Raw genomic sequence first — 22,469 nt, 5'->3', positions numbered from 1 at the left:
TGCGGTGACGGCCCTCCGGGGCCTGGTGTGTGGACTGCTTCGCTTTACGTCCGGACACCCCCACCCGCTCCGGCCCGTCACCGCACCCCGACAGCCCCGCGCAGCGGACCCGCCCGCCGCCAGGCGCAACGGCGAGAAACCACCACGGCGGGAAAGCCAAAAACGTGGGAGGACTAAGCCACCACCGTGGCTAGTCGATGCGGCAACGCCCCATACCACAGGCACGCCAGCCCGAAGCCGAAGGACAGGCACAGGGCGCCGCCCACCGCGTCCAGCCAGAAGTGGTTGGCGGTGGAGATGATGACCAGCAGGGTGACGGTGGGGTAGAGCAGCCCGAGCAGCCTGCACCAGAGGGGCTTGGCGAGCAGGGCGATGGTGATGCCGCACCACAGTGACCAGCCGATGTGCATCGACGGCATCGCGGCGTACTGGTTGGACATCGAGGCGAGGTTGCCGGACGCCATCGAGCCCCAGGTCCCGTGGTGGACGAGGGTGTCGATGAAGCCGCCGTCCGGCATCAGCCGGGGTGGCGCCAACGGGTAGACGTAGTAGCCGAGCAGGGCGATGCCGGTGGTGGCGAACAGGGCCAGCCGGGCGGCGGCATAGCGGCCGGGGTGCCAGCGGTAGAGCCAGACCAGCACGCCGATCGTCACGATGAAGTGCAGTGTCGCGTAGTAGTAGTTCATCGTCACGATCAGCCACGTCACGGAGTCCACCGCGTGGTTGACGGTGCGTTCGACGGCGATGCCCAGGGAGTGCTCCGTCTGCCAGATCCAGTCGGCGTTCTTCAGTGCCTGGATCTTCTGTTCGGGCACGGCGTTGCGGACCACGGAGTAGGTCCAGTAGCTGACCGCGATCAGCAGGATCTCGAACCAGAGCCGGGGGGTGCGGGGAGAACGCAGACGGGCCCATCGCCCTTCGGTCGCCGGGTGGTCCGCGTGCTCCCCCTTGGGTGGCGGGGTGGTCGGCGGGCCGTCCAAAATCCTCGTATTCGCATCACCCATAGGCAGACAGTCTGCCAGAAACGGACGTCTCGCCGATCATCCTTCGGGCGGGTATTCGAGGCCGGGTATCGGACTTGCGGGGGATGGCCGGACCCCGTACTGCCGGGTGATGGAGCCGCCTGTCTTCTTCGGATCACGCCGGCGTCCGAGGAGAAGGAGGAGCTGTGCCTCGCCGGGTATCCGGCGGCATCGGCGGTAGGAGCGGCCTGGCCTCGGACGTCCGCGCACGATGCCCACCGCACTGTGCGTGACAAGGAGTTGGAAGAGGCCGACGGCAAGGGCCCCAGGTGGTCGGTCGGGACCGAGGGCGACGCATGGCCGAAGCTCCGCAGCTCGCGCTGCCGACAGGCCCTACGTGGCCCGCAGCGGCTTCGGGATCCTCGCCGTCGTCCGCGGGGCCGAGGCGGTCGAGCCGCGTACCACCAGCTCGGGGTGGAAGACGAACTCGCTGTGGGGGGCCGGGGTGCCGCCGATCTCCTCCAGGAGGGCCCGTACCGCGGCCTGTCCCATGGCCGTCACCGGCTGGCGGATGGTGGTCAGCGGCGGGTCGGTGAAGGCGATGAGCGGGGAGTCGTCGAAGCCGACCACGGAGATCTCGCGGGGGACGTCGAGGCCGCGCTGCCGGGCCGCGCGGATCGCGCCGAGCGCCATCATGTCGCTGGCGCAGACGATGGCCGTGGCGCCCCGCTCGATCAGCGCGCTCGCCGCTGCCTGGCCGCCCTCCAGGGTGTAGAGGGAGTGCTGGATGTACGGCTCCGCCTCGGCCGGGCCGATCTGCAGCCGCTCCTGCATGGCGCGCACAAAGCCCTCGATCTTGCGCTGGACGGGCACGAACCGCTTGGGGCCGAGGGCCAGACCGATCCGCCGGTGGCCCAGCGCGCTGAGGTGGGTGACGGCCAGGTCGACCGCGGCCCGGTCGTCGGGGGAGACGAACGGTGCCTGCACCTTGTCGGAGAAGCCGTTGATGAGGACGAACGGGACGCCCTGGCCGCGCAGCTGCTCATAGCGCTGCATATCGGCGGAGGTGTCGGCGTGCAGCCCGGAGACGAAGATGATGCCGGCCACTCCGCGGTCCACCAGCATCTCGGTCAGCTCGTCCTCCGTGGAGCCGCCCGGCGTCTGGGTCGCCAGGACGGGCGTATAGCCCTGGCGGGTCAGCGCCTGCCCGATGACCTGGGCGAAGGCCGGGAAGATCGGGTTCTCCAGCTCCGGAGTGATCAGCCCGACCAGCCCGGCGCTGCGCTGCCGCAGCCGCACCGGGCGCTCGTAGCCCAGCACGTCGAGGGCGGCCAGCACGGACTGGCGGGTGGTGGCGGAGACACCGGGCTTCCCGTTGAGAACCCGGCTGACGGTGGCCTCGCTGACACCCGCCTGCGCTGCGATGTCGGACAGCCGGGCGGTCATGAGGGGGACTGTACCGTTCGGCTCTCAGATTGCCCACCAGCTGCAGCTGTCGCCGGGGAGCACCGCGGCGGCGCCTTTGCCGGTCACCGGGGCGCTGGCCAGCAGCAGCGCTCCGGGCGGCGGCAGTTCCACCTCGTGACCCAGCGTGTTGACGGCGCACAGCACACCGGCGCGGGTGAAGGCGAGCACCCCGTCGGGCGCGGGGGCCCAGCTCATCTCCCCGTCGCCCAGACCCGGCAGCCGGCGCCGCAGGGCGAGGGCGGTGCGGTAGAGCTCCAGGGTGGAGGCGGGGTCGCCGGTCTGGGCCTCGACGGTGAGGGCTGCCCAGTCGTCCGGCTGCGGCAGCCAGCTGCCGCCGTCGCCGAAGCCGTACGGCGGCAGGTCGCCGGACCAGGGGAGCGGCACCCGGCAGCCGTCGCGGAAACCGTCCTGGCCGCTGGTGGCGGACGCGCCGGCGGTCCGGCCGCCGCGGAAGAAGGCCGGGTCCTGCCGGGCCTCGTCGGGCAGGTCCGTCACCTCGGGCAGGCCCAGCTCCTCGCCCTGGTAGAGGTAGGCCGAGCCGGGCAGCGCCAGCATCAGGAGGGTGGCGGCGCGGGCGCGGTCCAGGCCGCCGCCGAGGCGGGTGGTGTGCCGTACGACGTCGTGGTTGGACAGCACCCAGGTCGTCGGGGCGCCGACCGAGGTGGTGGCGGCGAGCGAGGTGTCGATGACCGCGCGCAGCGCGTCGGCCTCCCAAGGGGCGTTCAGGAACTGGAAGTTGAAGGCCTGGTGGAGTTCGTCGGGGCGGACGTAGAGGGCGAGGCGTTCGGCGGTGGGGGCCCAGGCCTCGGCGACGCCGACCACCTGCCTGCCGTGGGTGTCGCCGTAGCCGTCCAGCAGACGGCGCCAGGTGCGGTGGATGGCGTGCACCCCGTCCTGGTCGAAGAATGGCAGCACCTGATTGCCGATCAGCTTGGCCTGCTGGCCGTGGCCGATGTCCGGCAGGCCGGGCGCCTTGATCATGCCGTGAGCGACATCGACCCGGAAGCCGTCCACCCCGAGGTCGAGCCAGAAGCGCAGGATGGCCTCGAACTCGGCGTGCACCTCGGGGTTGTCCCAGTTCAGGTCGGGCTGCTCGGGGGCGAAGAGGTGCAGATACCAGTCGCCGTGCTCGGTGCGGGTCCAGGCCGGGCCGCCGAAGACCGACTCCCAGTCGTTGGGCGGGAGTTCGCCGCTCTCCCCCTTGCCGGGGCGGAAGAGGTAGCGCTGCCGGGCGAGCTCGGGGTCCTGGAACCACGGGTGCCGGTCGGAGGTGTGGTTGGGGACGATGTCGACGATCACCCGCAGGCCCAGGTCATGGGCGGTGCGGATCAGGTCGTCGGCGTCCTGGAGGCTGCCGAAGAGCGGGTCGACGGCGCGGTAGTCGGCGACGTCGTAGCCGCCGTCGGCCTGCGGTGAGGCATAGAACGGGGTGAGCCAGACGGCGTCCACCCCCAGGTCCTTGAGGTACGGCAGCCGGGCGCGGGCGCCGCGCAGATCGCCGATGCCGTCGCCGTCGCTGTCCGAGAACGAGCGCACGTACACCTGGTAGATGACGGCGTCGCGCCACCACCCCGGACCTCGGCCCGTTCCGGGGGCCTGGGGGGCGGGGCTGGGGGAAGTGAGCTCCTGGGTCATCTGCCGTCCCTGTCGAGATCAAGAGGCGTCGGGTGCCTTCACGGAATCAACGCTCGGGCGGGCGCGGGGTGACGGTGCCGAGGGCGCCCGGAGGGTCCCGTTCCAGCCAACTCGTTGCAATTCGTTCCCATGGTCTTGCAGAAATTTGCCGCAAGGTCTTTCGGTTTGTTTTCAGCGCTGTTACGTTCCTGACCGCCATCTGAGGCATTTCCCTAAGGAGTTCACATGCGGCGTGGCATACGGGGCGCAACGGCCACCGCGCTGGTAGCGGGCCTGGCACTGGCAGCGACAGCGTGCGGCGGAGACGACAGCGGCGACGGCGGCAACAGCGGGGGTGAACTGTCCGGAACCGTTACCTTCTGGGACACCTCCAACGACGCCGAGAAGGCGACGTACCGCAAACTTGCCGAAGGTTTCCAGAAGCAGCACCCCAAGGTCCGCGTCAAGTATGTGAACGTGCCCTTCGGCGATGCCAACGCCAAGTTCAAGAATGCGGCCGGCGGCAACTCCGGCGCCCCCGACGTGATGCGCACCGAGGTCGCCTGGGTCGCCGACTTCGCCAACCTCGGCTACCTCGCGCCGCTCGACGGCACCCCCGCCCTCGACACGACCGACGACTACCTCCCGCAGGCCGTCGGCTCGACGAAGTTCAAGGGCAAGACCTACGCCGCACCCCAGGTCATCGACACCCTCGGCCTCTTCTACAACAAGAAGCTCCTCAAGGACGCCGGCGTCGAGGTGCCCAAGACCTTCGAAGAGCTGTCCAAGGCCGCCAAGAAGATCAAGGCCAAGACCGGCGCCACCGCCCTCTATCTGCGCGGCGACGACCCCTACTGGTTCCTGCCCTACCTCTACGGCGAGGGCGGCGACATGGTCAACGCCCGCGACAAGGTCGTGGAGATCGACGACGGCGCCGGCGTCAAGGCGTTCAAGACGATCAAGGACCTGGTGGACTCCAAGGCCGCGGTCACCGACGCCACCGACGGCCAGGAGAACCAGCTCAAGGCCCTCAAGGACGGCGATGTCGCGATGGCCGTCGACGGCCCCTGGGACATCGAAGGCGCCCGCGCCGGCAAGGCCTTCAAGGACAAGAAGAACCTCGGCGTCGCCCCCGTCCCCGGCGGCAGCAGCGCCCAGGGCTCCCCGCAGGGCGGCTGGAACCTCTCCGTCTACGCCGGCAGCAAGAACTTGCAGGCCTCCTACGCCTTCGTGAAGTACATGAGCTCGGCCAAGGTCCAGCAGGAGACCAACGAGAAGCTCAGCCTGCTGCCCACCCGCAAGTCCGTGTACGACGTGCCGGCCGTCAAGAACAACGAGATGGTCAAGTTCTTCAAGCCCGCCGTCGACGGCGCCGTCCAGCGCCCCTGGATCGCCGAGGGCAACTCGCTCTTCGAGCCGGTCAAGGTCCAGATGAACAAGGTGCTCACCGGCGCCGCCACGCCCGAGCAGGCCGCCGAGGCGACCGGCAACGCCTACCGGAAGCTGCTCAAGGACTACAAGTGACCTTTGCTGTACGGGTGCGCCGGGCGCTGGGCACCCACTGGTACGCATGGACGATGGTCGCCCCGGTGGTACTCGTCATCGGGGTGATCATCGGCTATCCGCTGGTGCGCGGCGTCTTCCTCTCGCTCACGGACGCCAATGAGGCCAACGTCGAGCGGAACATCGGCGTCAACCACCTCCCCGCCACCTACAAGTTCACCGGCCTGGACAACTACCGGGCGGTCCTCTCCGACGGCGTCTTCTGGGACCGCCTCGGCTGGACCGTCCTGTGGACCGTCGGCTGTGTCTCGCTCACCTTCCTGACCGGCCTCGCGCTGGCGAACATGCTCAACCGCACCCTGCGCGGCCGCACCTTCTACCGCCTCGCGCTGATCCTGCCGTGGGCCATCCCCGCCTTCATCTCGGTCTTCACCTGGCGGATGCTCTACAACGAGAAGAACGGCATCCTCAACAAGCTGCTGGCCGGCGGCGGTATCGACGCGGTCCCGTGGCTCAACGACCCGACCTGGGCCAAGCTCTCGGTCATCGCCGTCAACGTCTGGCTCGGCGTGCCCTTCATGCTCGTCGCGCTGCTCGGCGGACTGCAGTCCATACCGGGCGAGCTCTACGAGGCCGCGGAGATGGACGGCGCCAGTGCCTGGCAGCGCTTCCGCCACATCACCGTGCCGGGGCTGCGGTCCGTCAGCAGCACCGTCATCCTGCTCTCCACCATCTGGACCTTCAACATGTTCCCGGTGATCTTCCTGCTCACCCGGGGCGGCCCCGGCGACGCCACCGAGATCCTGGTGACCTACGCCTACCGGCTCTCCTTCATCGACAGCCCCCGCAACTTCTCCGAGTCCGCGGCCTGGGGCGTCCTGATCCTGGTCCTGCTCTCGGTCGTCGCGGTCGTCTACCGCCGGGCGCTGCGCAAGCAGGGAGAGGTGTGGTGACCATGACCCGCACGCACCCGGCCCGTCGGGCCCGCAAGCGCAACCAGCGGTCCCGGCCGGCCTCCATCGGACTGCACGCCGGACTGGCCGTCGCGGCCGTACTGGCGGTCTTCCCGCCCCTGTGGCTGCTGGTGACGTCCTTCAAACCGAAGAACGACGCCTTCTCCACCGGCCTGGTCACCCACTTCACCTTCGCCAACTACACCCATGTACTGGCCGACACCGAGTTCCTGACCTGGTTCAAGAACTCCGTGATCATCGTCGGGCTGACCACCGTCCTCGGGGTCTTCATCGCCGCCACCACCGGCTACGCCGTCAGCCGCTTCCGCTTCCCCGGGATGCGCCCGCTGATGTGGCTGCTGCTGATCACCCAGATGTTCCCGGTCGCGGTCCTGATCGTGCCGCTCTACAACCTCCTGGCGAGCCTCGGCCTCCTCAACCAGCCCGCGGGCCTGGTCATCACGTATCTGACCATCGCCGTCCCGTTCTGCGCCTGGATGATGAAGGGCTTCTTCGACACCATCCCGGTGGAGATCGACGAAGCCGGCCGGGTCGACGGCCTCAACCCCTTCGGCACCTTCTGGCGGCTCGTCCTGCCGCTGGCCCGCCCCGGCCTCGCCGTCACCGGCTTCTACACCTTCGTCACCGCCTGGGCCGAGGTCGCCTACGCCTCCGCGTTCATGACCGGCGAGGAGAACCTGACGCTCGCCGGCGGCCTGCAGACCTTCGTCAACCAGTACACCAACGACTGGGGTTCGATGACCGCCGCCGCCGTGATCATCGCCGTCCCGGCCGCACTCGTCTTCGCCTTCGCCCAGCGCCACCTCGTAGCCGGACTGACCGCCGGCACCACCAAGGGTTGAAATGACTCCACAGCACAACGTCACCCCTGAGAACGTCACTCCTGCCACCGACTGGTGGCGCGACGCGGTGATCTACCAGGTCTATCCGCGCAGCTTCGCCGACGCCAACGGCGACGGCATGGGGGATCTGGCCGGTGTCCGCAGCCGGCTGCCGTACCTGCGCGACCTGGGCGTGGACGCCGTCTGGCTCAGCCCCTTCTACGCCTCCCCGCAGGCCGACGCCGGCTACGACGTCGCCGACTACCGCGCCATCGACCCGATGTTCGGCACCCTGCCCGACGCCGAGGCCGTCATCCGCGAGGCCCATCGGCTGGATCTGCGCATCATCGTCGACCTCGTCCCCAACCACTGCTCCGACCAGCACGAATGGTTCCGCCGCGGACTGGCGGAGGGCCCGGGTTCGGTACTGCGCGAGCGCTTCCACTTCCGCAAGGGACGGGGCCAGAACGGCGAGGAGCCGCCCAACGACTGGGAGTCCCTCTTCGGCGGCCCCGCCTGGACCCGGGTCCCCGACGGCGAGTGGTACCTCCACCTCTTCGCCCCTGAACAGCCCGACTTCAACTGGGACCACCCCGCCGTCCAGGACGAGTTCCGCTCGATCCTGCGCTTCTGGCTGGACCTGGGCGTGGACGGCTTCCGGGTGGATGTGGCCCACGGCCTGGTCAAGGCGCCCGGCCTGCCCGACATGGGCCGGGGCGAGCAGCTGAAACTGCTCGGCAACCAGGTCCTGCCGTTCTTCGACCAGGACGGCGTCCACGCCATCTACCGCTCCTGGCGCACCGTCCTCGACGAGTACGCGGGCGAGCGGATCGCGGTCGCCGAGGCCTGGACCCCCAGCGCCGACCGCACCGCCCTCTACCTCCGTCCCGACGAGCTCCACCAGGCCTTCAACTTCCACTACCTGGACACGGGGTGGGACGCGGCGGCGCTCCGCGAGGCGATCGACTCCTCCCTCGACGCCATGCGCCCGGTGGCCGCCCCGACGACCTGGGTGCTGTCCAACCACGACGTCGTACGCCACCGCTCCCGCCTCGGCGGCGACCTGGATCGCGCCCGCGCCGCCACCCTCCTGATGCTGGCGCTGCCCGGCTCCGCCTACCTCTACCAGGGCGAGGAACTGGGCCTGCCCGAGGTCACCGACCTCCCCGACGAGGTCCGCCAGGACCCCTCCTTCTTCCGGGACGCCGGCCAGGAGGGCCTGCGCGACGGCTGCCGGGTCCCGCTCCCGTGGAGCGGCGACGCACCCCCGTACGGCTTCGGCGACGGCGGCAGCTGGCTTCCGCAGCCGGACGACTGGGCAGCCCTCACCGTCGAGGCCCAGACCGGCGACCCCTCCTCCACCCTGGAGCTCTACCGCACCGCCCTCACCCTGCGGCGCACCCACCCCGGCCTGGGCGCGGGCGACGCGGTCGAGTGGCTGGACGCCCCCGACGGCGTCCTGTCCTTCCGCCGCCCCGGCGGCCTGATCTGCACGGTCAACACGACCGGGTCCCCGGCCTGGCTGCCCGTCCCCGGCCGGCTTCTGCTCGCCTCCCGCCAACTGAACACATCCGAGGGGGACTTCGACCTGCCCGCCGACACCACCGTCTGGTGGGAGGAGTGACCCTGCCCGATCCCGGCGGCACCCCGGCCACTCCCCGGCTCTCCGACATCGCCGCCCAGGCGGACGTCAGCGAGGCGACCGTCAGCCGGGTCCTGAACGGCAAGGCGGGCGTGGCGGCGAGCACCCGGCAGCGGGTGCTCGCCGCGCTCGACGTCCTCGGCTACGAACGTCCCGTACGGCTGCGCCGCCGCAGCGCCGGACTGGTCGGCCTCGTCATCCCCGAACTGACCAACCCGATCTTCCCCGCCTTCGCCCAGATCATCGAACAGTCCCTGGCGGGCCACGGCTACACCCCGGTGCTGTGCACCCAGATGCCGGGCGGAGCCACCGAGGACGAACTCGTCGAGCAGCTGGAGGAGCGCGGCGTCACCGGCATCGTCTTCCTCTCCGGTCTGCACGCCGACACCCGAGCCGACCCGTCCCGTTACGCCCGACTGGTCTCGCGCGGCGTCCCGTTCGTCCTCATCAACGGCTACAACGCGCGCATCGACGCGCCGTTCGTCTCACCCGACGACGGCGCGGCGGCCCGGATGGCGGTGCGCCACCTGGCAGAGCTGGGGCACGAGCGGATCGGGCTGGCCGTCGGCCCGGCCCGCTATGTGCCCTCCCGCCGCAAGGCCGAAGGCTTCGTGGCGGCGCTGGAGGAGTCGTTCGGCCTGTCGAGGGGGCAGGCCGAACGGCGTGTCCAGCACACCCTGTTCAGCGTCGAGGGCGGCCATGCGGCAGCCGCGGCACTGCTCGACGACGGCTGCACCGGCGTCGTCTGCGGCAGTGACCTGATGGCACTGGGCGTCGTCCGCGCGGCCCGCCAGCGCGGCCTGGCCGTCCCGGGCGACGTCTCGGTCGTCGGCTTCGACGACTCCCAGCTGATCGCCTTCACCGACCCGCCCCTGACCACGGTGCGCCAGCCGGTGCAGTCGATGGCGACGGCGGCGGTGGGGGCGTTGATCGAGGAGATCCACGAACGCGCCCAGGGACGTCAAACCCCGCCGCAGCGCACCGAGTTCGTCTTCCGGCCGGAGCTGGTGGTACGGGGGTCGACGGGGCCCCTGCGACCTGGTGCCGATAACGGGCGGGCACCGGCCGATAGGTGAAACATAACCCCGGTACCTAGCGTCCCATTCCGTACGGGTTGTCATTCCGGAAGGAAGAGAACGACGTGAACATGCGCAGGAACGCGGGACGCACGCTGGCCATGGGCGCCATGGCCGCTTCCCTTCTGATCCTGGGAACGGGCGGCGCACACGCCGCGACCGGCACCCTGGAATTCTCCGGGAACGGTGAGCGGACGCTGACCAACCCCAAGGACGGGGCTTGCTACTACGTCGGCAAGGAAACGCCGCCGTGGGGCTCGGTCGGCTACCGGAGAATCACCAACCACACCGACAAGAAGGTGACCTGGTACACCGCGGACGACTGCAAGGGAGACGGCTCGACCGTCGCCCCCGGGAAGACCTCGGAGGCCAGTGGCACCTGGTGGCCGTTGGTCAACATCCGGTACGTCAAGATCGGCTGACGCGGGGGGCCGGGGCCGGGGCCGCGGGCGGCGTACCGCCCTGGCCCCGGCGCCACGGCGCCCGGCGTCAGGCCAGCGCGACGGCGTACCCGACAAACGCCGCCCAGGCCCCGGCGGGCACCGCGAGCTGCGGACCGGCCTTGTCCTTGGAGTCGCGGATGTGGATGGTGGTGGGGGAGGTGGCGATCTCGATGCAGCTGTCGCCATCGCCGCCGCTGTAGCTGGACTTGTGCCAGGAGAGGGCGACTTCTAGGCAGTCGTCGCCCTGCGAGCCGCTGTAGCTGCTTTTGAACCAGGCCAGTTCATCGGTGCTCATAGCGCTCCTCGAATTCGCTTCAACAGGCCCACGGAGTCTTCGGGGGTGAGGGCCTGTGACGAGAGGGCTGCCGGCGTCTCGTCGCAATGTGGTGGCCGACCGGGCGTTGCTCGGGGCAGGATCATGCGCATGGTCTCGGTGGTGCAGAACGTAGCGATCGACTGTGCGGATGCCTATGAGCTGGCCCGGTTTTGGAGCGAGGTGCTCGGCTGTCCGCTGCATCCGGAGCACAGGCCGGGCGCAGCGGAGACCGAGGTGATGCTGCCGGAGGGGCCGGTGCTGTACTTCAACCGGGTGCCGGAACCGAAGACGGTCAAGAACAGGATCCACCTCTGCCTGCGCCCGAAGACCTCGCGCGAGGAGGAGGTCGAGAGGCTGCTCGGCCTCGGTGCCACCCTGGTCACCGATCGCCGGGAGAGCGACGGCGCGGGCTGGGCCGTCCTCGCGGACCCTGAAGGCAATGAATTCTGCGTTCTCCGCAGCGAGTCCGACCGGGCTGCCATGTCGTCTTGAGGCTCACGCTGAACGGCCGGTGCCGCCCCGCAGTGCGTGGTCAGCCGGGGAGGGGGCTGATGGCCCGGCCCCCTGAAGGCCGTCGGTCGCAAGGGGCCCGTCGCCCCCTGGCCCCTCGGGTACTTCCACGATCACCAGGGTGCCCCGGCTTCCCGGGCGAACGGCATGCCGGGCGCCCGCCTTCACCAGGTACATCTCGCCCGGCCCCACTGTCACCTCGGCATCCTCCACGCTCAGTTCCAGCCTGCCGTCGAGTACGAGCAGAACTTCGGCGGTGCCGTGTGCTTCCTCCTCAACCGGCAGTTCATCCATCCGCAGCACCTTGACGCAGGCCGTCCCCACCTCACCCAGTGGACGAGAGCTCCAGGCGTCCGGCAGCGCGGCCGCGGCCCGGAACAGGTTGACCACACTCATGACATGCCTCCCGGCGGGCCTCTCCGGTCATGCCTGGAGAAGTCCGCACATCGCGATCAATAAAGGATGTCGGGACGCTATCCGGTTCGGGGTGGCAGGTGGTCGACCGTTGGGCAAAACCTCGCACCGTGCTCGACGGGCATCCGGTGAAGGGTTCGGAACGGGCGACCGGCACGGCCTGTTGGGGTCTCTCCTGGACGCCGCCCCGGCCGGCCGTGCGCGTGGGTCCGTGTCAGGACGGGCCTCCGCCCGGCCGGAGCGGCTCCTGCGGGAACGTAGCACCCTTGCAGGTTCTTGCGTAAGGTCTTGCATCGATGCGTCGGCGCGGATAGAACCATGACCCATGCCCTCCACCACCCGCCGGTCCCGCCGGCGCCTGGCCGCCGCGGTCGCCCTGGTCCTCGGTACGGCGACCCTGCTGGTCTCGTCCCCGCAGCAACCGGCTCAGGCGGCGCCGCCCCCTCCGGACAAGGCTCTGGCCCAGTGGATCGACCGCGACACCGTCATCTGGAAGGGCGCCGAACGCTCCGCCGTCCAGCTGGAGTTCGGGGCTGGCGGTACCCGTATCCGGCTTGCGCCGGGGGCCCTCACTCCGGCCGAGCGGGCCGCCTACCCTCACCTGGCCTCGTACCCGGCCTTCACCGTTGACCCCCGCGACCGCCATCTGGCTCCCGACGCCCTGCGTGGCAAGCTCCTGGCAGCCCAGCGCACGGCGGACGGGCGGCGCGCCACCACCGGCGTCCAGATACCCGGCGTTCTGGACGACCTCTACGGGGCCCGTGCCCAACATGCCCCGCTGGGGCCGGTGTTCGGCCGCGACGGCCGGCCCGCCCTGTCCGTCTGGGCGCCCACCGCCCGCACCGTCGCCCTGGAACTCGACGGCCGTACGGTCCCGATGCGGCGCGACGACCGCACCGGAGTCTGGCGGGTCCAGGGGGCGCGCGACTGGGCCGGAAAGCCGTACCGCTACCTCGTCACGGTCTGGGCGCCCAGCGTGGGCAAGACCGTCACCAACAAGGTCACCGACCCCTACTCCACCGCGCTGACCGCGGACTCGGCCCGCAGCCTTGTCACCGATCTCGACGACCCGGAGCTCGCTCCGGACGGCTGGGCACGGCTGACGAAGCCCGCCGCGGTGCCGCTGCGCCGGGCCCGTATCCAGGAGCTGCACGTCCGCGACTTCTCCGTCGAGGACCGCACCTCCGGCCACCCGGGGCAGTACCTCGCCTTCACCGACCGGCGCTCGGACGGGATGCGGCATCTGCGCTCCCTCGCCCGGTCCGGTACCTCCTACGTCCACCTGCTGCCCGCCTTCGACTTCACCACCACCCCCGAGCGGCCCGCCGACCAGTCCCGCCCCGGCTGCGATCTCGCCTCGTACGCCCCCGACTCCGACCGCCAGCAGGACTGCGTCGGGAAGACCGCCGCCCGCGACGCCTACAACTGGGGCTACGACCCGCTGCACTACACCGTCCCCGAGGGGTCCTACGCCTCCGACCCGGGGGGCACGGCCCGCACCGTCGAGTTCCGGCGCATGGTCCAGGGCCTCAACCGCGCCGGGCTGCGCACCGTCATGGACGTCGTCTACAACCACACCGCCGCCGACGGCCAGGACCCGCACTCCGTACTGGACCGCATCGTCCCCGGCTACTACCAGCGGCTGCTCGACGACGGCGGGGTGGCCACCTCCACCTGCTGTTCCGGCACCGCGCCCGAACACACCATGATGGGCAAGCTCGTCGTCGACTCGGTCGTCACCTGGGCCAAGGAGTACAAGGTCGACGGTTTCCGCTTCGACCTCATGGGCCACCACCCCAAGGCCAATATCCTCGCCGTCAGGAAGGCCCTCGACGCGCTGACCCCGGAGAAGGACGGCGTCGACGGCAAGAAGATCATCCTCTACGGCGAGGGCTGGAACTTCGGCGAGGCCGCGAACGACGCCCGCTTCGTCCAGGCCACCCAGCGGAACATGGCCGGCACCGGTATCGCCACCTTCAGCGACCGGGCACGGGACGCGGTGCGCGGCGGCGGCCCCTTCGACGCCGACCCCCGCGTCCAGGGCTTCGCCTCGGGCCTGTACACCGACCCCAACTCATCGGCCGGGAACGGCACTCCGGCCGAGCAGCGCGCCCGCCTCCTCCACTACCAGGATCTCCTCAAGGTCGGTCTCACCGGCAACCTCGCCGACTACACCTTCACCGACACCACCGGCCGCCGCGTCAAGGGCTCCCAGGTCGACTACAACGGCGCCCCGGCCGGCTACGCCGCCGCCCCCGGTGACGCGCTCGCCTACGCCGACGCCCACGACAACGAAACCCTCTACGACGCGCTCGCCTACAAACTCCCGCCGCACACCGGCGCCGCCGACCGCGGCCGTATGCAGGTCCTGGCCCTCGCCACCGCGGCCCTGTCGCAAGGGCCCGCGCTCTCCCAGGCGGGCTCCGACCTCCTCCGCTCCAAGTCCCTGGACCGCAACTCCTTCGACAGCGGCGACTGGTACAACGCCCTGCACTGGAACTGCGCCGACGGCAACGGCTTCGGCCGCGGCCTGCCCCCGGCCGCCGACAACAAGGACAAGTGGCCCTACGCCCGGCCCCTGCTGGCCGACCCCGCACTCCGGCCGGGCTGCGCCACGCTCCACAGCACGTCGGCCGCCTACCGCGACCTGCTCCGCATCCACGCCACCGAACCGGCCTTCGGCCTGTCCAGCACCGCCGCGGTCCAGTCGCAGCTCTCCTTCCCCCTCTCCGGGAAGGACGAGACCCCCGGCGTGATCACCATGCGCCTCGGCAACCTCGTCGTCGTCCTCAACGCCACCCCGTCCCCACAGCACCAGACGGTCCGCGACCTCGCGGGCGCCCCCTACGCCCTGCACCCCGTCCAGGCCCGGGGCACGGACCGCACCACCGCCACCGCGTCCTACGCACCCGCCTCGGGCACCTTCACGGTCCCGGCCCGCACGGTGGCGGTCTTCCGCCGCGGCTGAGCGCGGTGCGGCCTTGACGCTGACGCAGCGGCAACTTGGACGATGACGCCGTACGGCAGACACGGTCAATCCACCGGAGGCATTCGTCATGTTGCGCGGCAAGGGCATCCATTACGACACCGGCACTTTTCCCAACGGCGACACGTCGCGCCCCGTCTTCGACGTTCGGGACGTCGAACGGGACATGCGTGTCGTCGCGGAGGACCTGCACTGCACCGCTGTCCGTATCACCGGGGGCGATCCGGACCGTATCGAGGCTACGGCGCGGTACGCGGCGGAGGCGGGCCTGGAGGTCTGGTTCTCGCCGTTTCCCTGCGAGCTGTCGAACGCCGAGATGCTGCCGCTGTTCACCGACTGCGCCGAGCGGGCGGAGCGACTGCGGCGCGACGGCGCCGAGGTCGTCCTCGTCACCGGCTGCGAACTCAGCGTGTTCGCCCGCGGATACCTGCCCGGGGACACACTGAACGAGCGCATTCCGGTCCTGGCGGGCCCCGGCCGCGAAGCCGCGCTCCAGGGCATCCCCGACAAGGTCAACGCCTTCCTGGGGGAGGCCGTCGACACCGTGCGGCCCCTCTTCGGCGGCCGCGTGAGCTACGCCTCCTGCCCTCTGGACGGCGTGGACTGGGCCCCGTTCGACATCGTCGGCCTGGACGCCTTCCGTAGCCTGCGCAATGCGGCCACCTACCGCAGCGACCTGCGCAAGGAATGCGGCCACGGCAAGCCCGTCGCCATCATGGAGGCCGGCTGCTGCACCTACCGGGGGGCGGGAGAGTACGGCGGCGCCGGCTGGTACATGGCGAGGGAGGCCGACGGCGTCACCCTCAAACCCGGCCTGGTGCGCGACGAGGGCGAGCAGGTCCGCTACCTCGACGATCTCATGACCGTCTTCGAGGGGGAGGGCGTCGATTCCGTCTTCTGGTTCAGCTTCGCCGGTTTCAGCACACCCCACCGGACATCCGGACCGGACGAGGACCTCGCCTCCTACGGCATCGTCAAAGTCCTGGACGAGCACAGCGGCTATCCCGCCGACAAGCGTGCCTACCCCGATATGCCGTGGGAACCGAAGCGGGCGTTCCACGTACTTGCCGCCCGCTACGGGGCGCGCTGAGCTTCTTCGGCCCGCGTTTTTGGCTTTCTCGCCGTGGGTGTTGCTCGCCGTGCGCTGCGCTTTGCCTTCGGCCCGCGTCTTCGGCTTTCTCGCCGTGGCGCCTGCGGCGGGCCGGTCCGCTGCGCGGGGCTGTCGGGGTGCGGTGACGGACCTCCGGGGGAGGGGTGTGGGACTGCTTCGCTTTACGTCCCACACCCCTCCCCCTCCGGCCCGTCCCCTCCCGTTGGTGGGTGGGAAAAACGGCTGGTGGGGGTGCCCGCCAGTGGTCATGTGCTCCTCGCGGAGCAGGAGTGAAATTGCCGTCTACGGACGTTCGCCCCCACTCACCGTCACTGACTCCTCCCACGGGAGGGGACGGGCCGGAGGGGCAGGGTTTCCGGACGTAAAGCGAAGCAGTCCGGAAACCCTGCCCCGGAGGTCCGTCACCGCACCCGACAACCACCCGCCCGCCGCAGGCGCCACGGCGAGGGACTCGCAAGCGTCACCCGAGCCCAAGCCCCGCGCAGCGGACCCGCAACGGCGAGGCACTCGCAAGCGTCACCCGAGCCCAAGCCCCGCGCAGCGGACCCGCAACGGCGAGAAGCCACTACGACGGGAAAGCCGAAAACGTAGGAAGCCTAAGCAAATCTCCCTAGGCGGAGCACAAGATCCGCGAACATCCCGTCCGCGGGCTCGTCGGCCAGGACGCGGCGGACGACCTCGGCCATCTGGTCGTCGTAGGCCGCACTCACCGCCGCCAGCGCAGCGAAATCGTGCACCAGCTGCCGTTCCAGCTCCGCGCGCGGTACGCGGCGGCCGTCGAGCCACAGCAGTGCGGTGGTCTCGGCCAGGGAGACCCAGGAGCGGACCACCAACTCCAGCCGGGGGGCGGGGTCGGGGATGCCGAGATGGGCGAGGATCTGTTCGTAGGCGGCCTGCCGGACGCTGTCGATCATCGCGCCGGTGCGGGTCGAACCGATCGCGGGGCCGCCGCGCATCAGTGCCGAGAAGCCGGGGCCGTGTTCGGCCACGAAGTCGAAGAACCGCTCCATGACGCGCAACAGCCGGGCGCCGAGCGGGCCTTCGTGCGGCTCCACGAAACGGGCCGTGAGCTCCTCGGCGGCCCGTCGCAGCGCGGCCTCGTACAGCTGCTGCTTGCCGGGGAAGTAGTGGTAGACGAGCGGGCGGGAGATACCGGCCGCCTCGGCGACCTCGTCGATCGACACATCCTCCGGGGAACGGTGGCTGAAGAGGTCGAGTGCGACAGCGATCAGCTGCTCACGCCGCTCCTCGACGCCCATTCTGCGGCGCGTCCCGGTGGTCATACGGGTCACCCTAACGACCTGGGACGCGGCACGGAATCGCCGGTGGAATCACAGATCGAGCACAAGACGTCCACCGCGCGCCCGGGAGACACAGATCAGCAGCGAGTCGTTGCGCTCGGTGTCCGTCAGCAGGTCATCGCGGTGGTCCACCTCTCCGGACAGCACCCGCTGTTGGCAGGTGCCGCAGAATCCCCGCTCGCAGGAGTACGGCAGATCGGGCAGCGCCTGGTCGCGGATGGCCCGCAGCACACTGGTGTCCGCGGGCACCGCGACCGTACGGCCGGTGCGGTGCAGCTCGACCTCGAACGGCGCGTTCCCGCCCGCGGGGGAGGGGGCGGCCGCCGTGAACCGCTCGGTGTGCAGGGTCAGTCCCTCGGTCACGGCCGGCAGCAGGGCCGCGACCGCGTCCATCAGGGGCTCGGGACCGCAGCAGTAGACGGCCGCCTGTGGGGGCGCACCGGTGAGCGCCGCCGCCAGATCGGGCCGTCCGTCCTCGTCCTCGGCGACCACCGTCAGCCGGTCGCCGTCGGCCCCCGCCAGTTCCTTGAGCTCCGCCAGGAACGGCATCGAGGCCCGTGACCGCCCGCAGTACAGCAGCCGCCACGGCACCCCCGCCCGCTCGGCCTGCCGCACCATCGGCAGGACCGGGGTGATGCCGATGCCGCCCGCGAGGAAGACATAGGCGGGGCTGTCCCGGAGCGGGAAGCGGTTGCGGGGGCCGCGGACCTCGACGACCGTCCCCTCGTGCAGCCGCTCGTGCACCTCGCGCGAGCCGCCCCGGCCGTCCTCGATCAGCCGGGCGGCGATGGTGTAGGAGTCGGGCTTTTCTCCGGGCTCCCCGCAGAGTGAGTACTGGCGGACGGCTCCCGAGGGGAGGAGCAGATCGAGGTGTGCGCCCGGTTCCCAGGCCGGAAGGCCTTCGCCCGCCAGGCGCAGCCGGATCACGCCCTCGGCCTCCTCCGTACGCTCCACCACTGTCAACTGCCGGGTCTCCGGTGCCTTGCGGCCCTGCCCGGAGACCGGGTGTTCCAGCGCGGGCAGCGGCCACAGGGGGGAGGCCCGGACCCGTCGGCGCAGCGCGCGCCGGGCGGCCAGTGCCGCCGCGGCGACCAGTACGACGGTGCGTACGCGGGGTGTCCGGGGCATCTCAGGCACCTCCGGTGGTACGGGCCTCGGCCGCGGTCGCGGCGGGGGAGGCGGCGAGATAGGCGACGGCCTGCTCGGTGCTGCCGTGCTGGGAGGGGTGGTAGGTGCGGCTGAGGTACTGCGGGATGGAGCGGGCCATGGCCCCGGTCGTCGGCAGCGTGCCCCGCCGTCCGGCGCGGACGAACTCCGGGAAGCTCGCCTTCCCGTCGGCCAGGGACGGGTCGTTCGCCATGAAGAAGCGGGTGCCGCGCTGCCACAGGAAGACCAGCGCGGTGAACGCCGTGGCCCAGGTGCGGACCCGCCGCCGGTAGCCGCCGTCCAGATGGACGAAGAGATCGAAGGCCACCGAGCGGTGCTCGACCTCCTCCGCGCCGTGCCAGCGCAGCAGGTCCAGCATCGTCGGATCGGCGCCCTTCGCGTCCAGCGCCCGGGCGTTGAGCACCCAGTCGCCGAGGAACGCGGTGTAGTGCTCGATGGCGGCGATCAGCGCGACCCGCTCCAGCAGCCACCACCGCCGGGCCCGGCCCGGCGGCAGGGTGCGGTCGCCGAGCAGCTTCTCGAAGAGCCAGTCGACCTGCGCGGTGTACGGGGCCGGGTCCAGCCCCTGCTCCTTGAGGTGCGGCAGCACCTCGTCGTGCGCCTGCGAGTGCATCGCCTCCTGGCCGATGAACCCGATCACGTCCTCCCGCAGCCGGGGGTCGCGGATGTACGGCAGCACCTGCTTGTAGACGTGCACGAACCAGCGCTCACCGGCCGGCAGCAGCAGATGCAGGACGTTGATGGTGTGGGTGCTGAACGGGTCGCCCGGTATCCAGTGCAACGGGGTGTCCGCCCAGTCGAAGGCGACGTTGCGGGCCTTCAGCGGGGTGTGCTCGGACGCGGCCGGCTGGGGCCGCAACGAGGCCGTATTAGACATGGCGTCAATGTACTGGTGGGTAAGGAGTGCCGGTACCCCTTGGGCGGGGAAACCTCAGGGCGTGGGACGGGCGTCCGCGGGGCTCTCCTCGTCGCCGGTGAGCAGCCGGGCGGGATCCATCACCGGCCGCAGCGCCCCCAGCAGCGCGCCGACGCACATCTCCCGCAACTCGGTGCGGCTGAACGTCTGATGCGTCAGCCAGTCCACGCAGAGCGTGCGGACGAACACCAGCCAGCCCATCAGTGCCGCCGACACCGGCTCCCCGGGGCCGTCGCCGAGCCCGGTGGAGTCGAGCAGCCGCCGTCGCAGCTCGGTCAGCTCATCGGTGATGACGGTCTGGATCACCGGGTCCCCGGCGAGCACCCGGTTGGCCGCGAGCACGGTGTTCCGGTTCGCGGTGAAGTAGTCGATGTGCGCGTCGAGTCCGGCGCGCAGCTGCTCGCCCACGGGGCGGGCCGGATCGAGTTCCGTGCGGGTCAGCAGCCGGTCCGCGGCCTGCTGGTAGACCGCGGCGAACAGATCGCGCTTGTTCGGGAAGTAGCGGTACAGCAGGGCGCGGGAGATGCCGGCCCGTTCGGCGATCTCCTCCATGAACACCTCGTCGTACGGCTTCGCCGCGAAGAGCTGCGCTCCGGTGTCGAGCAGCTGGCTGCGGCGCTCGGCGGGGGCGAGCCTGCGGCGTGGGGGCATGGCTACACGTTACTTGACACCTGTCCAGTAACGGCCGTACGTTCCCGGCCAGTAGACAGGCATCTACTAACGGGGAAAGGGGACCGGGCCATGGCCGGACTTCTCAAGTGGCTGGCGCTGGCGATGGGCGCCGCCTGTGTGGCGATCGGCGCGTTCCACTTCGCGCTCGGCATCGACTCGGTACCGGGGGAGGGCTCGGCGGGTGCCACCGTCGACAGCCGGGAGCGGTTCTACGGGGCGGTCTTCCTCGGCTACGGTCTCGCCTGGATCTGGGCGGCACGGCAGTCGCCGGTCCCGGCGAGGGCGGTGCGGTGGCTCGCCGGCATCTTTCTGCTCGGCGGACTCGGCCGGCTGCTGTCGATGGGCGTCCACGGATCGCCGCAGTGGTTCCAGACCGCCCTGACCGTCCTCGAACTCGTCCTGCCGCCGCTGTACTTCTTGCTGGCTTCCGCCGATGAGCGGGCGGCGGCGGCCCGGCCCTCGCCGCGGCGGGCCGAGCGCGTGCATCTCTAGGCCGGAGCCCTCTTAGCGGAGCGCCTCGATCCGTCGCCCGTTCGCCAGCCGGCCGGTCAGCTCCGCCCGTTGGCCCGCCTTCGCCGGGACCGCCAGCAGCCGCCCGGTCACCTGGCCGGGGACCCCGCCGGTCGCCGTGACCGAGCTGACCTGGCTGCTGCCCGCGGCCAGCAGCCACCACCGTTTGTCGGCGGCCTTCCACAGCACCCCGGCCAGCACCCGCGGCGCCCGCGGCCCGCAGGCCGTACCGCCCTCGGCGCGCGCCGCGACCGTGCCCGGCGCATACGGCTGCCCGCCCGGCGCCGGTGTCTGGATCTGCGCCATCGTCCGGCTGCCCGGCCCGCGCCAGGTCTCGGCGCGGGTGCACAGCCAGGCCGCGGTGCCCGCGCCGCCGGGCAGCGGCTGCCGGGCGAACTCCCAGGAGTTGACCGAACGGACCCCCTGGCCGCGGACCACGGCCAGCTGGCAGGCCGTACGCGCCCATGCCGTCCGGGCCTTCGGGGTGGTCACGTCACCGGGCTTGCGCGGGCTGCCGTACGTCAGCCGCGCCGGGATCAGCTCCCCGAGATCGGTCAGCAGCCGGCCGCCCATCCGCAGCGCCGGCCAGGTCGTGCACTGCGCGGTGGGCTGTGCCGTGGGCACCGGATCGGTCACCCCGCCCGCCCCGACCGCCACCGGCTGGTCCACCGCCTCCGGCTTGACCAGGTCGACCAGCCGGGCCGACTTCACCCAAGGGGCGGTCAGATAGCGCACATTGCCCTGCGTACGGCTCACCACGAGCGCACTGGCCGAAGCCGCCGCCGCGCCGTCCGTACGCGCGAAGTCCAGCGCCGCGCCCGTGCCGTCGCTCTGCCCCTCGCCGTCCGCCGCCTCCGCATAGCGCACCACCCGCAGGCCGTCGTGGAAGAGCACCACCACGGCGTGGTTCACCACCCCCGCGAACAGCAGCTGGGCCGGACCGGCCGCCGGGCCTGCCGGGGTGCCGGGGGTCGCCGAGACCTGCACCCCGGCCCCGGGCCTGGCCCACACGGCCAGTGCCCGCCGCAGCAGCGCCCGGTCGTGGACCCGGTCGCCGCGGGCGGGCCAGGCCGAGAAGTCCTGCCGGGCGGCGCTCTTCCAGGCGGCCGCGGAGGTCACCGTCAACTTGCCCGGGTTCAGGGCCGCTTCGGCCGCGGCGTTCTGCGCGTACGGCGGGGCGGCAGCGCCGTCCGGGCCCCAGCCCTCGCCCGGCAGCCCCAGCAGCGCCCCGCACACCAGCACGGCCGCGCCCGCCGCCAGCACCGCCCGGCCGTGCTGCCGCCGCCGGATCAGATCCGTCGGCCTGGCCTGCAGCGCACAGGGGTCGAACTCCGCCGACTCCAGCAGCGAACGGTCCCGGCTCCCGGCCGGTGTCGTGGCCCGCTCCGCCTCGTCCAGCGCCTCCCGGGGGTGCGCCACCCCGGCCGCCTCCAGCACCCGGCGGGTCTCCGGCGCGCTCAGCCGCTCCAGATCGCGCAGCACGAACGCCGCCCGGCCCGGCCCGGACAGCGCCGACAGCGCCTGGTCCAGCGCCAGTTCATCGGCGCCGCCGGAGCGCGGGAAGAGCCGCAGACCCCACACCTGGGGGAGCAGCGGCGGCAGCGGCAGCCACCGGCGCGTCCGCCCGCCGGCCAGGGCGGACCGCAGGACCCGCAGCCGGACGAAGGCGTAGCCGGGGTCGATCGCCGCGTCCGCGCCGGTGCGCTGGGCGGGCAGCCCGAGCCCCCGGGTGGAACTGCGCTGGCGCGGCAGGGCCCGCTGCACCACTCCATGGGCGGACAGCACCCGGCGGCCGCGGCTCTGGCCGGGCGGCAGTACGAGATAGGCCAGCCGGACCAGGCGGGGGTAGTGCTCCACCAGCGCCGCCTCGGCCTGCTCGACGTCGATGACGTCACCGAAGTCCTCGACGCTGCCGGGGGAGGTGCGCTCCGGACGCCGGGGTGTCGCCTGCTGCTGTTTCTGCTGCTGCTTCACGTTCGGTGAAACGAGTGAATCCTGTGATGGTCACCGGCCCTCCCGGCACCCCGAGGGGTGGCCGTGAGGGCCGGTGGAGGCTGCCGGGGC

Annotated in this window: 20 protein-coding genes; 10 read left to right on the top strand and 10 right to left on the bottom strand. The window is 71.3% G+C overall.

Features of this window, described 5'->3' with window-relative positions:
- Nucleotides 1-173 precede the first annotated feature (173 nt).
- From NUT86_RS12620 to NUT86_RS12610, 3 genes are all read right to left on the bottom strand, one after another.
- Nucleotides 174-1,004 carry a phosphatase PAP2 family protein gene (locus NUT86_RS12620; protein WP_274735200.1) on the bottom strand — a complete coding sequence of 277 codons (831 nt, stop codon included), beginning with the start codon at nt 1,002-1,004 and terminating at the stop codon, nt 174-176.
- A gap of 351 nt (nt 1,005-1,355) precedes the next feature.
- Entirely contained in the window at nt 1,356-2,408 is a 1,053-nt protein-coding gene (locus tag NUT86_RS12615; protein WP_148589590.1) for a LacI family DNA-binding transcriptional regulator, read from the bottom strand.
- Between the two features lie 24 nt (nt 2,409-2,432).
- Nucleotides 2,433-4,064, bottom strand: coding sequence for a glycoside hydrolase family 13 protein (locus tag NUT86_RS12610; protein ID WP_274735197.1), 1,632 nt, complete (start codon nt 4,062-4,064; stop codon nt 2,433-2,435).
- A 225-nt stretch (nt 4,065-4,289) separates the two neighbouring features.
- Here NUT86_RS12610 and NUT86_RS12605 point away from each other — a divergent pair, with 225 nt between their 5' ends.
- From NUT86_RS12605 to NUT86_RS12580, 6 genes are all read left to right on the top strand, one after another.
- Nucleotides 4,290-5,567 carry an extracellular solute-binding protein gene (locus NUT86_RS12605; RefSeq protein WP_274735195.1) on the top strand — a complete coding sequence of 426 codons (1,278 nt, stop codon included), beginning with the start codon at nt 4,290-4,292 and terminating at the stop codon, nt 5,565-5,567.
- Nucleotides 5,568-5,620: 53 nt separating this feature from the next.
- Nucleotides 5,621-6,499, top strand: a complete 879-nt coding sequence (locus NUT86_RS12600; RefSeq protein WP_202444301.1) for a carbohydrate ABC transporter permease — start codon at nt 5,621-5,623, stop codon at nt 6,497-6,499.
- A gap of 2 nt (nt 6,500-6,501) precedes the next feature.
- Nucleotides 6,502-7,362: a sugar ABC transporter permease gene (locus tag NUT86_RS12595; protein WP_051104154.1), complete on the top strand. Its 861-nt coding sequence runs from the start codon at nt 6,502-6,504 to the stop codon at nt 7,360-7,362.
- A gap of 1 nt (nt 7,363) precedes the next feature.
- Entirely contained in the window at nt 7,364-8,965 is a 1,602-nt protein-coding gene (locus tag NUT86_RS12590) for a glycoside hydrolase family 13 protein (protein ID WP_274735192.1), read from the top strand.
- Nucleotides 8,962-10,059: a LacI family DNA-binding transcriptional regulator gene (locus tag NUT86_RS12585; protein ID WP_018090214.1), complete on the top strand. Its 1,098-nt coding sequence runs from the start codon at nt 8,962-8,964 to the stop codon at nt 10,057-10,059. The genes NUT86_RS12590 and NUT86_RS12585 overlap by 4 nt, the downstream gene beginning before the upstream one ends.
- A 65-nt stretch (nt 10,060-10,124) precedes the next feature.
- Nucleotides 10,125-10,481 carry a hypothetical protein gene (locus NUT86_RS12580; protein ID WP_018090215.1) on the top strand — a complete coding sequence of 119 codons (357 nt, stop codon included), beginning with the start codon at nt 10,125-10,127 and terminating at the stop codon, nt 10,479-10,481.
- Between the two features lie 67 nt (nt 10,482-10,548).
- Here NUT86_RS12580 and NUT86_RS12575 read toward each other — a convergent pair whose 3' ends face one another.
- Nucleotides 10,549-10,797 carry a DUF397 domain-containing protein gene (locus NUT86_RS12575; RefSeq protein WP_266448028.1) on the bottom strand — a complete coding sequence of 83 codons (249 nt, stop codon included), beginning with the start codon at nt 10,795-10,797 and terminating at the stop codon, nt 10,549-10,551.
- 129 nt (nt 10,798-10,926) lie between these two features.
- On the opposite strand from NUT86_RS12575, the gene NUT86_RS12570 reads away from it, so the two are divergent.
- Nucleotides 10,927-11,310, top strand: a complete 384-nt coding sequence (locus NUT86_RS12570; RefSeq protein ID WP_274735189.1) for a VOC family protein — start codon at nt 10,927-10,929, stop codon at nt 11,308-11,310.
- A gap of 3 nt (nt 11,311-11,313) precedes the next feature.
- Here the strand turns inward: NUT86_RS12570 and NUT86_RS12565 are convergent, their stop codons facing one another.
- Nucleotides 11,314-11,724, bottom strand: coding sequence for a cupin domain-containing protein (locus NUT86_RS12565; RefSeq protein ID WP_274735188.1), 411 nt, complete (start codon nt 11,722-11,724; stop codon nt 11,314-11,316).
- A 343-nt stretch (nt 11,725-12,067) separates the two neighbouring features.
- Between NUT86_RS12565 and pulA the strand changes: the two genes are divergently transcribed.
- Nucleotides 12,068-14,710 carry a pullulanase-type alpha-1,6-glucosidase gene (gene pulA, locus NUT86_RS12560; protein ID WP_342456235.1) on the top strand — a complete coding sequence of 881 codons (2,643 nt, stop codon included), beginning with the start codon at nt 12,068-12,070 and terminating at the stop codon, nt 14,708-14,710.
- Between the two features lie 88 nt (nt 14,711-14,798).
- Nucleotides 14,799-15,818: a hypothetical protein gene (locus NUT86_RS12555; RefSeq protein ID WP_266448034.1), complete on the top strand. Its 1,020-nt coding sequence runs from the start codon at nt 14,799-14,801 to the stop codon at nt 15,816-15,818.
- A gap of 617 nt (nt 15,819-16,435) precedes the next feature.
- Here NUT86_RS12555 and NUT86_RS12550 read toward each other — a convergent pair.
- The 4 genes from NUT86_RS12550 to NUT86_RS12535 are packed head-to-tail and all read right to left on the bottom strand — an operon-like array spanning nt 16,436 to nt 19,874.
- On the bottom strand, nt 16,436-17,122 hold the full coding sequence (locus NUT86_RS12550; RefSeq protein ID WP_037741874.1) for a TetR/AcrR family transcriptional regulator: 687 nt from the start codon (nt 17,120-17,122) through the stop codon (nt 16,436-16,438).
- A gap of 48 nt (nt 17,123-17,170) precedes the next feature.
- The gene (locus NUT86_RS12545) at nt 17,171-18,268 is read right to left on the bottom strand and encodes a PDR/VanB family oxidoreductase (RefSeq protein WP_018090167.1); all 1,098 of its coding nucleotides are present in this window, start codon (nt 18,266-18,268) and stop codon (nt 17,171-17,173) included.
- A gap of 1 nt (nt 18,269) precedes the next feature.
- Nucleotides 18,270-19,184 (bottom strand): metal-dependent hydrolase, encoded by a 915-nt coding sequence (locus NUT86_RS12540; protein WP_026169727.1) that lies wholly within the window; start codon nt 19,182-19,184, stop codon nt 18,270-18,272.
- 54 nt (nt 19,185-19,238) lie between these two features.
- A complete protein-coding gene (locus NUT86_RS12535) occupies nt 19,239-19,874 on the bottom strand; it encodes a TetR/AcrR family transcriptional regulator (protein WP_274735185.1) in 636 nt (211 codons plus the stop codon).
- Between the two features lie 90 nt (nt 19,875-19,964).
- On the opposite strand from NUT86_RS12535, the gene NUT86_RS12530 reads away from it, so the two are divergent.
- A complete protein-coding gene (locus NUT86_RS12530) occupies nt 19,965-20,387 on the top strand; it encodes a DUF4345 domain-containing protein (protein WP_274735183.1) in 423 nt (140 codons plus the stop codon).
- A gap of 12 nt (nt 20,388-20,399) precedes the next feature.
- Here NUT86_RS12530 and NUT86_RS12525 read toward each other — a convergent pair whose 3' ends face one another.
- The gene (locus NUT86_RS12525; protein ID WP_274735181.1) at nt 20,400-22,379 is read right to left on the bottom strand and encodes a hypothetical protein; all 1,980 of its coding nucleotides are present in this window, start codon (nt 22,377-22,379) and stop codon (nt 20,400-20,402) included.
- Nucleotides 22,380-22,469 lie beyond the last annotated feature (90 nt).

The sequence above is a fragment of the Streptomyces sp. G7(2002) genome (assembly GCF_028870195.1).
GTDB lineage: Bacteria > Actinomycetota > Actinomycetes > Streptomycetales > Streptomycetaceae > Streptomyces > Streptomyces nigrescens.
This window is presented reverse-complemented; position numbering and strand designations above follow the sequence as displayed.